The organism is Brachybacterium timonense (assembly GCF_900258505.1).
Classification (GTDB): Bacteria; Actinomycetota; Actinomycetes; order Actinomycetales; family Dermabacteraceae; genus Brachybacterium; species Brachybacterium timonense.
The window spans coordinates 554157-566700 of sequence record NZ_LT984895.1; the positions used below are offsets into that span (position 1 = coordinate 554157).

9 protein-coding genes are annotated in these 12544 nt (G+C 69.6%); 6 read left to right on the forward strand and 3 right to left on the reverse strand.

Features of this window, described 5'->3' with window-relative positions; all coding sequences use genetic code 11:
• Positions 1-69: 69 nt before the first annotated feature.
• Positions 70-2151, forward strand: coding sequence for an AAA family ATPase (locus C8271_RS02400; protein ID WP_106505959.1), 2082 nt, complete (start codon positions 70-72; stop codon positions 2149-2151).
• Positions 2152-2259: 108 nt separating this feature from the next.
• On the opposite strand, the gene C8271_RS02405 is transcribed toward C8271_RS02400, so the two are convergent.
• Positions 2260-4938: an ATP-dependent RNA helicase gene (locus C8271_RS02405; RefSeq protein ID WP_245920782.1), complete on the reverse strand. Its 2679-nt coding sequence runs from the start codon at positions 4936-4938 to the stop codon at positions 2260-2262.
• 1 nt (position 4939) lies between these two features.
• Positions 4940-5425, reverse strand: coding sequence for a hypothetical protein (locus C8271_RS02410; RefSeq protein ID WP_106507818.1), 486 nt, complete (start codon positions 5423-5425; stop codon positions 4940-4942).
• A 138-nt stretch (positions 5426-5563) separates the two neighbouring features.
• On the opposite strand from C8271_RS02410, the gene C8271_RS02415 reads away from it, so the two are divergent.
• Entirely contained in the window at positions 5564-6457 is an 894-nt protein-coding gene (locus C8271_RS02415; protein WP_106505960.1) for a type II toxin-antitoxin system HicA family toxin, read from the forward strand.
• A 255-nt stretch (positions 6458-6712) separates the two neighbouring features.
• Here C8271_RS02415 and C8271_RS02420 read toward each other — a convergent pair whose 3' ends face one another.
• A complete protein-coding gene (locus C8271_RS02420) occupies positions 6713-8209 on the reverse strand; it encodes a glutamate-cysteine ligase family protein (protein ID WP_106507819.1) in 1497 nt (498 codons plus the stop codon).
• A gap of 102 nt (positions 8210-8311) precedes the next feature.
• On the opposite strand from C8271_RS02420, the gene C8271_RS02425 reads away from it, so the two are divergent.
• From C8271_RS02425 to C8271_RS02440, 4 genes are all read left to right on the forward strand, one after another.
• On the forward strand, positions 8312-9109 hold the full coding sequence (locus C8271_RS02425; protein WP_170957774.1) for a hypothetical protein: 798 nt from the start codon (positions 8312-8314) through the stop codon (positions 9107-9109).
• A 119-nt stretch (positions 9110-9228) separates the two neighbouring features.
• Positions 9229-10527, forward strand: coding sequence for a DNA/RNA non-specific endonuclease (locus tag C8271_RS02430; RefSeq protein WP_106505961.1), 1299 nt, complete (start codon positions 9229-9231; stop codon positions 10525-10527).
• A gap of 5 nt (positions 10528-10532) precedes the next feature.
• Positions 10533-11018: a hypothetical protein gene (locus tag C8271_RS02435; RefSeq protein ID WP_106505962.1), complete on the forward strand. Its 486-nt coding sequence runs from the start codon at positions 10533-10535 to the stop codon at positions 11016-11018.
• A 173-nt stretch (positions 11019-11191) separates the two neighbouring features.
• Entirely contained in the window at positions 11192-12505 is a 1314-nt protein-coding gene (locus C8271_RS02440) for a WXG100 family type VII secretion target (RefSeq protein ID WP_106505963.1), read from the forward strand.
• The last annotated feature ends 39 nt before the right edge of the window (positions 12506-12544 follow it).

Genomic DNA, 12544 nt, shown 5'->3' on the forward strand with positions numbered 1-12544 from the left:
CGCACTCGGTCGTGTGTCAGGGCCCTGTCCTATCCTGCCTCTGTCACTCGTGGGATGGAGAGGGAGTCGATGAGCATCCGCATCAGCATCGGGCACGGCGGTCAGACCACCGTCGATGTCCAGGGCGTCGTGCATGCCATCGAGGAGACGGCGAGCGACCTGGCTGAGGCGCGGGCCGTCCGCATCGTGGCCGCACATGCACAGGCTCAGGGGCACCCCGTGACAGCACAGGTCCGTGAGGCCGGGCGCGAGCACCTGCTTCGCATCTACCCCGACGGCCGTGCCGAACGGGTCGCTGGCGCCATCGCGAGCGATGACGCGAGCAGCGTGACCGCCGCTGAGCCGGGGCGCCGCTCCGCGCCGGCCTCTCGTCCTGACCCGGTGGTGCCGATCGATGACGGCATCGACGTCTGGTCCCAGGACGCCGACGGTACCTGGGCCGACGGCGCCATGGCGGATGGTCCTGGTGATCGCGATGCTGCAGAGCAGAGCGCCGAACAGCCCGCTGCACCGCTGGAGATCGCGCCGCACCCGGCGCAGACTCCGGCGCCTCGCTCCGCCTCCAGCCCATCGGCCGCCGAGACGTCCGAGGCCGACGCCGCATGGCAGGCCCAGGCCGCCGCACCCGCGCGAGACGGTTTTCGGGGCCTGCTCGCGAGCATGGGCATGGCCGTGCGGCCCAGCGCCGAGGAACTCGCACGCCGGCGTGAAGCCTTCGACGCCGACCAGCAGCGCAACACCCAGCGGGCGACCGATACGCCACAGAACGCGACGGGTGAGAGCCCTTCACCGGATGAGGGCGGCCCCGACCTGTCGTTCGCGCCGCCCGCCCCCGCGTCACACGATTCGCAGATGCCGGAAACCGCGCAGACCGCAGGACACCCGTATGACCCCCGAGACAAGGAGCACGAGCCGATGCAGGACCCGCAGCGACCCGCCCAACCGTTCCCCGCAGACGATGCTCGCGCACGTCAGCAGGCAAGCGCCCAGGAGCAGCGCGAGCAGGAACGCGCCCGACGCGCCCTGATCCAAACGCAGTACGACGGTCCGCGCACCATTCTGGTGGCGAACCCCAAGGGTGGCTCCCGCAAGACGACCAGCACGTACCTGCTGGCGGCGATCATGGGCATCGCCCGTGGCGGGTTCGTCGTGGCGTGGGATGCGAACGAGACGATGGGAACGCTCGGGGATCGCTCCCTGGCCAGCATCAACACCCGCACCTCGATCGACCTGCTCGAGGAATCCGCCGAGCGGTTCGGCTCGGTGCAGAGCTCGCGGATCAGCGAGATGGACCGCTATGTGCGTCCGCAGGGCGATGCGCATTTCGACGTGCTCGCCTCTGACGACACGCTCATCCGCCAGGACATCGTCGATGCCGACGGCTTCGAGACGGTTCACGAGATCCTCACGCGGTTCTACCGAATGGTGCTGGTGGATACCGGTAACAACATTCGCGCCGGGCACTTCCAGGCAGCGGTTGCGGCCGCAGATCAGCTGGTGATCCCGGTGACGGCAAGCCGCGACTCCGCCAAGGTGGCGCTGCAGATGATGCATGCCCTCACGTCCACCGGTCATGACGAACTGGTCCGACGCGCAGTCGTACTGCTGCAGGATCTTGAGCCGCGAGCAGCCGCCGACGAGGCCTATCTGCGTACCGTCGAGGAGATCAGCGCCGAGTTCGAGAAGCGGGCCGCCGCGGTTGTGTCGGTGCCGTTCGACCCGGCGTTGAAGGCCGGCGACCGGATCGACATCGTCGCGCTCGCCCCGGCGACCCGTGCCGCCTACTCAGAGGCAGCCGCTGCCATCGCTGAGAGCCTGCGATCCGCGATGGAGCCGGACAACGCGCCAGCATCGAACGTGCCGGACCGCGCGCCAGCATCGAACGTGTCAGGTAACGAGCCAGCAGCGACGGCGCCGGCCACGCAGGAGGCGTCGCAGGACCCGGCGCACGATGATGCGTCGGCCGCGAACGCCTTCGTGCCGGATGCGGCCGCGTTGGACCAGACCGTGCCGCGCATGCCGAAAGTCGCCCCTCAGGCCGACGCGGCAGCGGGGGACCAGCAGGGGGCCGACGGCTCAGCAGTCGATGAGCTGAAGACCGACCGCATTCCGCCAGCTCCCGGCGTGGACGGCCGCGAACCGCGCGCCTGAGTGTGCAGTGGCGGCAGCCGTGCCGCCACCGGCGAATACCCGCGAATCAGCGCCCGCGCGTTCGGGCGGTGGCTGGTCGTGCGCTGCGTGATCGCACGCCGTCGGGCCTCAGCGTGTGCGTGTGCGTGCCGTGGCCGGAGCGCTCCACGGATCCTCCGGCCACGGGTGTTTCGGGTAGCGGCCGCGCATGTCCCGTCGGACCTGCTGGTACGGCCCGTCCCAGAAGGAACGCAGGTCATCAGTGACGGCGAGCGGCCGACGAGCAGGGGAGAGCAGCTGCATCTGCACCCGCACGCGTCCGCCCAGCAGCATCGGCGTCTCGGCCAGGCCGAACATCTCCTGCAGCTTCACGGCGGCGACCACGCGTCCGTCGGTGTCATCCGGGTCGGGATACAACAGCCTCACCCGCGACCCCGAGGGCACCTCGAGGTGCTCCGGAGCCAGCGCATCCAGCTGTGCGGCCTCCGGCCAAGGCAGGAGCGCGCGCAACGCAGCGAGCAGGTCGATCCGGTCCAGGTGCCCGGAAGCATCCGCAGCCGCGGCGCCGAGCCAGGCGGCGAGGTCCGCGCACAGCGCAGCCGCGCGTACGTCGGGCCACGGGGCACCCAGTTCGCGGTGCAGCACTCCGAGCCTGTATCGCAGTGATACGGCTGCATCGCTCCAGGTCAGAGCGTCCAGGCCGGCCGCCGTTACGTGGTCGAGCAGTGCCTGTTCCGCCTCGTCGCGTGTCGCCGCCACCGGGGTGGCTCGCAGGGTGATCGCGCCAAGACGCTGCACCTCGCGCACCGACACCGTGCCGTCCCGCACCGTCACCTCGCGAGCCGCGGTACGCAGCGGCGCGCCGATCGCGAGGGCGTCGTCCTCATGCAGTGCCGCGGCGGCTCGTACCACGGCGCCCGTGCCGTCGGCGTGCTGACCCGCTGCCCGCTGCACGTCCCACACGGCGACCCAGTCGCAGCCGATCAGGGTCGAGGCTGGCGGCAGCGCTGCCCGCGTCCCGGCAGCGAGAAGCACGGTGCGTCCACCGGGAAGGCACCGGGCGATCCAGTCCGGGCGGGCGAGCGCGACCACGGCACCCACCTGCTCCGCCTCGGTACGGTTCGTCGCGCCCGACCGGTGGCCGCCCGGTTGGTCCGTGCTCGGCCGATCCGCGCTCCCCGGCCGGGTGTTCGTCATGCGTGTGCGCGCAAGGCGCTCCAGTCGATCAGCCTCGCGTCGCCATCGGCGTGCGCGGTCATCGCGTCCGTGTCGCAGCTGGCGCAGCAGGGCGGCAAGATCCGCGCCGTCGGCCCGTTCATCCCCACTGAGCAGGGCCGTCACCTCAGCGGCACGGCGTGAGCCATCGCCAGAGCGGCCCAGCTGCAGGCGGCTGCCGTCATGCAGCGCACGCGCCTCCCGCACGCCGATAGGCAGCAGCGCGACCTCACGTCCGTGCTCCGTGATGCTGCCGTCCTCCTCCACCAGGCCGAGCGCATGCAGGGCGTGCTGCGCTGCATCGACTTCGAGAGCCGGCGGCGGGGTGAGCAGCGGAAGTCCGTCGCCGCGAGGGGTGCCCCAGCTGGCCAGCCAGAGCATCGCATCGGTGAGATCAGCCGTGGTGATCTCTGGCGGAGCCTGCTGGGGCATGCGCGCGAAGTCCTCTTCGGCGTAGGCACGCACCACCCGGCCCGGGCCCTGACGGGCGGCGCGCCCGGCGCGCTGCGTCGCGGAGGCCTGCGAGGCGCTGACGGTGACAAGCCCCGTCATGTCGCGCTGCCGGTCGCGGCGTACCTGCCGGTCAAGGCCCGCGTCCACCACCGCGCGCACACCCGGCACCGTCAGGGAACTCTCCGCCACCGCAGTCGACACGATGATCCGGGGTGGGCTGCCGGGAGCACCCCCGCGTGTGGCGCGGTCCTGTGCTGCGACGGGCAGGCGGCCATGGAGTGGCAGCACCTCGGGCCGCGTCGGTCCCGTTTGAGGCGAATCTGTCCGAGGAGACGACTCTGCGCCTCCCGCAGCATCCGGTACACGTGCACGCCCCGTACCCGCTGCGCCGACACCGCGCAGCTCCCGCACCACGGCGTCGACCTCCCGGGCGCCGGGCAGAAAGACGAGCACATCGCCCTCATCCCGCGACGCCTCCTCACGGGCCAGCTGAGCGACATGTCGCAGAAAACCCGGGTGAACACCGCGAGCGTCTAGGCGCGGCGTCGGCCCTGGCGCCCAACGGACCTCGAGCGGGTGCAGTGCACTGGGTACCTCGACGATGGTCGCGGGATCGAGCAGATCCGCAACCTGTTGCGCCTCGAGCGTGGCGGACATGGCGCCGACCAGCAGGTCATCGCGCAGCAGACGCGCCTCGGCGAGCATCCCGAGCAGCAGATCCGTCTCGAGAGACCGCTCATGCACCTCGTCCAGCAGCACGGCGCCGACGTCAGGCAGCGCAGGATCGGCGAGGAGCCGACGCAGCAGCACACCGGGGGTGAGCACCTCGATTCGCGCCGACGGCTGCAGGATCCGCTCCCCGCGCACCGTCAGGCCCACCCGCTCTCCGAGCACCGATCCGTCAAGCTCGGCGATGCGGCGGGCAGCGGCACGCACCGCGACCCGACGCGGCTGCGTCACCAGCACGCGGCCGTGCACCCGGTTCGCGACCAGGGGTGGTAGCAGGGTCGTCTTCCCGGTACCGGGCGGGGCGGTGACCACCATGGCACCCGTGGCCGTCGCGCGGTCGAGCTCGTCTCGAGCGCGGGCGACGGGCAGGCCGTGCCCGATTCGGTCGAGGTCGAACGGGTGGGCGTCCACGTCAGTCGATGACGTCGAACTCGACCTGCTTCGTGTCGGGGCAAATGCTCGTCACCGACAGTGTCCACAGGTCGATCTCGATCGTGTCGCCCACGGCCGCCGGATCGATGGGCCGTGGCTCGCCATTACCGATGGTTGCGGTGAGCGAAGCGGTGGCGTCATCCAGCGAGTGCAGGCCGATGCTCAGGGTCTCGCCCGCGCGTTCCGGTAAAGCGGGGTCCGTGGGTTTTCCGGGCTGGACCAGATGCATTCCCTCGCCCGTGCAGCCGCCCGATGGCGGAGTGAAGTCGGCAGGCGCTGGCGTGACCGGGATCGGATCGAGGTCGTCAGGCACGGTGGCGGCGGTTGCGCCACCGTCGGAGGCCGACGCTGCACCGCCCGCATCCGAGGTCGGCCCTGGGTCGGAAGCTGGGCCGGGGTCGGCTGCGCCGGTGCAGCCAGCCGCCAGCAGAACGATGGCGGCGCAGGTGAAGCGAAGTGCGCGCACGGGAAGTCCCTGGGGATCGGGGCCGATGAACAGACATAGCGTATCGGAACGCTCCTGGTCACGGCCGGATCGGTTCAGCATTCGCCCGGCCGTGGCAGGATCGTTCGGGCCAGGCGGAGCGCAGCGAGAGGACCCGTGATGAGCAAGGAGCACCCGGTGCCGCCCACGCCGCGTGCGCTGCGCGGCCGCACGGATCCGGCTCGCCGCGTGCGGCCGGTCGACTGGACCTCCCGACCGGCTCGCCCGCGCAGTCCTCAGGAGGAGCAGGCCCAGGGCGCGGCATCTCCTGCAGGCAGCGCCGAGCCCACGGCGACGGTCCAGCACGAGGAGTCTCAGGCCAAGTCTCAGCAGGAGAACTCCCAGCAAGCGAACTCCCAGCAGGCGGACTCCCAGCAGGCGGAGCCTGCGGCGAAGCATCCGAACGCACGCAGATCCCGTCGGCTCCGCAGCCGCAGCCTTCCCAGTTCCGGCGGGCCGCCGCCGCCCGAGGCGGTGCACGTGCTGCGTCCGGAGGACCCCCGTCCGCTGCTGCGGCCACTGCGGATTCAGGAGGAGCTGATCCGCACCCCGGGGCCGATGGATCTTCAGGCACAGGCGATCGTCGAGGTCGTCGCGCAGCCGGAGCAGGAATGGAGCTCCGATGGCGGGGTCAGTGATCATTTCCTGCGCGGCACCCTCGTGGTCCAGGTCCGACGGTCCGATAACACGGTGATCGGCGTCTTTCCGACCGCCTACGCGCTGCGCGTCCGGCCGGAGGAGGCGGCGCATGATCCCGACCGCGATCTCGAGACCGCTGGCCCGTCGGCCCGTGGCGGGCGCGGCACCCGCCACCCCACCAGCCGACGAGAACTCCTCACGGCGCTCGAGAAGGCGGGATTCACCGTCGCCTCGGGCGGCACGCATGATCGCGTGACGCATCCGGAGCATCCAGGACTGTTCGTGCCGCTCGCCACCACGCCCTCGGACCGGCGCTTCACCCGGCACACCGTCGCAGCAGTGCGGCGAGTCTTCGGCATTGATCTGAAGCGCTGAGGCACGCAGCACGCAGCATCGGTCTGCCCTCAGACAGGAAAGTGCCCCGGCCCGTCCCCACGAGCCGGGGCCATCCCTTTCCCCCGCGTCCCGGTCGTCGGGATCCCGCCTCCTCCTCAGTCAGCGGTCCCTCCGGTGACGCGTTGGGTTGAGTGAAGCACTGCAGTCAGAACGTGGGCTGTGGAGCACCTTCCGATTTCCTGGGAATCGATATGCCGGGAGCTCATATACCGGAAACCGGCTCGCGTGACATGCTCAGCGCTGCTCCTGCACCGGCAACGGCCACTCATGCACCGGGGCGCCGGAGTCGACGCACTCCCGGTAGCGGCGCGTCATCTCCGCGAGCGCCTGCGGGCGGTCCATGCCCCGCAGCTCGAGCGAAGTGACCGTGTCGATCTGCCAGCGGGCACCGTTGCGGCCGCTGCGGGCGCGTTCGGCGAGCACATGCTCGTACCGATCCACCACACTGCCGTCGGCGCCCAGATCCCGCAGACCGTCCATTGCGAGCGGAATGAGCTGCTCCAGCAACAGGTCCGCAACGCGGACCCGACCCAGTCGTGGCCAGCGCACCCGACCCTCGAGGCCCCAGCGGGCGCAGGTTTCGAAATTCTCCCTGGCCTGCTCGAAGCTCATCCGCGACCACAGCGGGCGGCGCTCATGCACGAGCGTGCGCACCAGCCCGTAGAACAGGGCGGCGTTCGCGGCCATGTCCACGGCCGTCGGGCCCGCTGGCAGCAACCGGTTCTCTAGTCGCAGATGGGGGACGTTGGTGCCGGGATCGTAGATCGGGCGATTCCAGCGCCACACGGTGCCGTTGTGCAGCATGAGCTCGTGCAGGCGCGGTGCGGCGCCCTCGGTGAGCAGCGGCTCTTCCGCCATGGATCGTGACTCGGGGATGAGCGCGGGGAACATCCGCACGTTCTCTTCGAACAGGTCGAACATCGAGGTGATCCAGCGTTCGCCGAACCACACCCGGGGGCGAACGCCCTGCGCGGCATACTCCGGCGGTCTCGTATCCAGAGACTGCACGAACACGGGGATGCGCGTCTCATGCCAGAGGCGTCGGCCGAACAGGAACGGAGAGTTCGCCGCGAGCGCTAGCTGCGGCCCCGCGATCACCTGCGCCGCATTCCATGCGGCGGCGAACTGCTCGGGCGGCACCCGCAGATGCAGCTGCATCGAGGTGCATGCCGCCTCCGGTCCGATGGAGTCGAAGGTCGCTTCCAGGCCTTTTCCTTCGCCCTTGATCGACAGCGCGATCTCCTCGCCACGCGCCTCGGACACCGCATGATCGAGCGCCGCATAGCGGGCGCCGGGGGAGCGCCACGCCCCCGAACGGAACAGGTCCTCCTCGAGCGTGGGCAGATGGCCGACGGGCACGATGCGGGCCCCGCTCGCCTGAGCGGCGGCGTCGGCGCGCTGCATCCGCTGTTCGAGCTGCTGCTCGAGCATGCGCAGCCCGTCGCCGTCGGGATGGGTCACCGGCAGGTTCATCTCGAGGTTGAACACCCCGATCTCATGCACGAAGTCGGGGTCATCGAGCGCATCGAGCACCTCGACCGAACTGAGCGCGGGCTGCCATGTGTCCGCGTCGGCCAGGTTCATCTCCAGCTCGACACCGATTGTGCCTTCGTCGACGAACTCGGCGGTGTCCAGGAATCGCTCGAAGATATCGAGGTTGCGGCGCAGCGCATGCCGATACCTGGTGCGTTGACCGCGCGTGTATCGGGTATCGGTGATCTCGCGTCCCATGAGGACCTCCCTGAGCGGCAGTGGGGCAGGCACATCATGCGGCATTCGGGCCGTCGAGGTCACGGCCCGGTCGCGATGGTGAGACTGTGCCAGCATTGCTGCATGAGCACACGCTTGCCTTCAGCCGTCCCGTGGCCGACGGGCGCCGCGCCCCTACCGATCGCCTCGCAGCGTCCGGTTCTGGAGCGCCTTGCCTCCCTTGCCCTCACCCATCCTGACGACCTCACGCCTATCGCGGGCCTCGCTCAGAGCGATGAGGACGTGAGCGCTGATCCGCCGCCGGCGCTCGAGCAGATCGTCGACGAGTTCGGCGGGATCGTGCGCCACGGCATCACTGAACTGACTCTGCTGGCGGAAGAGCGCACCGATGTGGGCCCCTACACGCTGCTCGGCCCCGCCGAGACCTACTACCCGCTGCACGAGGATCCGGAGTCCGCGGTGGTGCTCGCCATCGACCCCGACGGGACGCCGGGGGCCGTGTACGGGATCGGTGAGGACCTCGCCCTCCAGCTCGCTGCGTCGGACCTTGGCGGCTACCTGAATCGCGTGGCCGATGCGCTGCAGGCCGCCGTGGATCCGGCCGTGGTCGGGGATGGCGACGTCGATGCACGTGCCGAACGGGCCGAGCAGGTGATGGACCGCGAGCTCTACCGCGAGGTGCTCGGCATGCAGGGCCTCGGCGATGTGCCGGACGTTGCCCTGCAGCAGGTCACCGAGTGCGCGCAGGACCTGCGCGCCCCGGGCGCGCTACCGGAGGGCACAATCGCTGTTGCGGACCTGCGTGAGGCCCCGCGCGGTGCCCGCGTGGACCTGGTGGACGCGGATCTTCCCGGCGACCCACTCGAACGTTCGGTGGTGTTCAGCCATCGCGGCCTCGTGGTGTGCATCCTGGATACGTGAACAGAAGATCCGCATGGGGAGTTCTCCCCATTCCCCGCTCTCACCTGCACTCTTAGCGTTGATGACCGGTGGCGGAAGCCAATACGGCGAGCGGGCGCATGGGCGGAGGATGAGCGGTTATGGGCGGTTTCCTGGGGGCGGACACAGCAGCCCTGCGTGAGCACGGGTCCGTGCTCACGGCGAGGGCTGGTGAGGTAGAGGACCTCGCCGCGCGCCTGGCCGCGATGGTGGACCAGGTGAACTGGATCGGGCCCGACGCCGAGGAGTTCCGCACTGACTGGGCAGTGCGCGTTCGGCCAGCACTACACGACTGCTCCGATGCCATCCGCTCCCGGGCCGACGAGATCGACACGCACGCCGAAGAGCAGGACGGTGCCTCAGACGTCGGTGGCGTTGGCGGTGCCCTGATGAACGGCGCCGGTGACGCCCCCATCGTCGAGATGCCCGCTGACTCCATCCAGCTGGCGTCCATGTCGATGCCGCTGCAGGCCTTCGGTGCCCTGGGTGATGCGGTCGAATCAGGTCGAGATGCCGCTGGCCGCCTCATGGGCACCGTCCGTGACGCGGGCGAGAGCGTGCTTGCCTTCGCGGCAGGCAAGGCCTCCGGCGACATCGGCGAGAGCACCCTGCAGTTCAACGACTCCGGTATGCAGCTCGAGCCGCCGAAGACCACCGACACCGTGAAGGTCACCTCCGGGGATGACCTGTACCCGGGCTCCGGCAGTGCCCCCTTCGGCATCGACAAGGACGGCGCGCAGATCGAGCTTGAGCCCAACACCCGCTACAGCGTGGGGGAGCGTGGCGAGTACTACACCGACGGTGATGGCCGCATCGTGTACGTCGAAGCCGAGGGCGGCGGCAAGGAGATGAACCCGAACCTGCGTCAGGTGCTGCCGGATGTGACGTACCACGTCAACGACAAGACGTACTACCAGACCGATGAGCTGGGTCGTACCGAGCACATGTACATTCCCGAGGTCGAGGTCGACCGCGACATGAGCCGCAGCCAGTCGATCCAGTCGAAGATCGCTGACCGCTTCGACATGAAGACCTCCGACGGCACGGAAACGATCGAGTTCAACGCCGGCCACATGGAAGCCCGCCAGCTGGGTGGTATCCGCGAGGAGATCAACTACACCCGGCAGTGGGACGATGTGAACCAGGCGCGCCAGGGCACGGATAACATCTACGCCTTCGAGTCGCTGCTGGTGGACGGCATCGAGGATGGCAAGAGCTACTCGTACGAAACGCGCGTGACCTTCGGTGATCAGCAGCCGCCGGGCGTCGGCAAGGGCAGTGAACCGTGGGAGTACGTGCCCGAGAGCTACGACGTGGCGATTCACGAAAACGGCAAGCAGGTCGTTGATGCGCACCTTCCGAACTACCCTGACGGCGCGACGTTCGTGAAGAAGGAGTGACTTCGATGACGCAGAGCACCGAGGCGGCGGGCCCGTCGCCGATGGAGCGCCAGGGCGCGCTGATCCAGGACCTGGCACGTGAGGTGCTGGTGTCGGCAAACCTGTCGGAGACGTGGCGCACGCTGACGATGGCCTTCATCCCTCATGGCACCGGGTGGGTGGGTCGTGTGGTGGTCAAGGACGCCGACGGCAGTGCGCTCGGCGGCGACACCCAGTTCGGTGAGGACGCCCAGATCACGCTGCTGATCGACGCACTGCAGCAGGCCAGTGCCGAGCAGTCGCAAGCTTTTGTGTCGCTGCGGATCGATGCGCAGCGCCGCGAGGAGGATTCTGACCGGATCGCAGTCTCCTCGCAGATGAACTTTGACCAAGACCCGGGTGACTTTGAGGGCGTTGGCGGGGTGGATGCCCTCGTGGCGCAGCGCTGGGTGGAGCGTTTCGGCGCGGACCGCGTGCCCGGATGGGTGGGCGAGCGCGCTCAGTCGCTCTGAGCAGTCGTGACGAGGCCAGCACATCTGCCCCGTTATCCCCATGGGGACTCCTCCCCATGTTCTCAATGGCGGATCGTTTCTAGGCTGGTCAGTGACGACGGGGTGGCATGCGGTGTGATGACTGACGGTTTCGCACGTGAGCCGAACAGGATGTGAGAGGGAGGGCGTTGAGCATGACCGGTTTCTACGGTGCGGACTCTGAAGCGCTGCGCACGATGAGTTCGATCATGGCGCGACGCTCCGAGGCGGTCGCCGATCTGTCGACGGCCTTGCACAGCGTGATCGACTCGATCGAGTGGATCGGCGAGGACGCCGACGAATTCCGCGCGGACTGGACCGGTCGCGTTCGTCCGAACCTGGAGGACTGCTCATTCGAGCTGCGAGATCGTGCGCGTCGTCTGTTGGACAACGCGGATGAGCAGGATGGCGCCTCCACTGTTGATGCACCCGGGGCCTTCAGTCCGGGTGGTGCTGGCGGTGGCGGTGGTGCCGGTGGTGGCAGCGGTGCGGGCGGTGGTGCTGGTAGCGGTGCTGGCGGCAGCGGCGGTGGTGCCGGTGGCGGCGGCGCGGGGGCGCTGGCAGCATTGGAAGCGACCGGCGGCCTGGGCGACGCTGTCGCAGGAACGTTGCTCGGAAACATGGTGGCTCCCGTTCTTGACGCGGTGACCTCCGGTGCGATCAGCGAGGGGCTCGCCTCCGTCCTCGGCCTGGCCGATGGCCCCGAGGGCGGCTTCGCAGAGGTGCTCGGCCAGGTCACGCAGGCCGTGCGTGATGCGCTGGTGGGCGATGGCTCCCCGCCTCTGCAGCAAGCGCTCGCCTCGTTCCTCGACACGCCACTGGGCCGCATCGGGCTGGCGACTGGCCTGCTCTCTGGCATGTTCGGCCCGGCGGTCGGCGGCATGATCGGCGGTGCTCTGACCGCAGGTCTGGTGTTCGACCAGCTGATGTCGACCCTGAGCCCGGGGCCGATGGTGGGCGATGCGATCGGCTTCGATGGCGAGCTCTCCGGTTTGGAATCTGGGGTAGGTCGCGGGGACAGCGTCTCCGACTTCAGTTCCTCAAGCGATGCGCTCACTGATAGCGCCTCGAGCAGCGGTGAGTCCGGCGGCGGGTCGGATGCGGGCAGCGCCGGTGGCGGTGAGTCTGCTGGCGGCGCCGGCGGGGGCGGCGAGTCCGGTGGGGGCTCTGGCGGCGGTGCCGGAGGGGGCTCGGGCGCCGGCGAATCCGGTGGTGGCCACAGCGAGGCTCCGGCAGAGGCTGCCGGTCCTGTCGCTGATAGCCGCGCCCACACGGTCGGTGAGGCCAGCGAGGGCGGCGCCGCGACGTCGGCGGCCCCCGCGGGACGCGTGGGCAGCGCCATCGGCACGGGCGAGGAGGACCTGAGCATCCTTCAGCAGCTGCTGCAGTGGCTTAGCTCCGCCGGTGAGTTCATCGGTTCCCCCGGTGCCTCGGCGGGTGCTGAGATCGGCAGTCGTCTGCGCGACTGAGTGTGCCTTGCTGACCAGCTGAGGACGGGGCCCCTACCC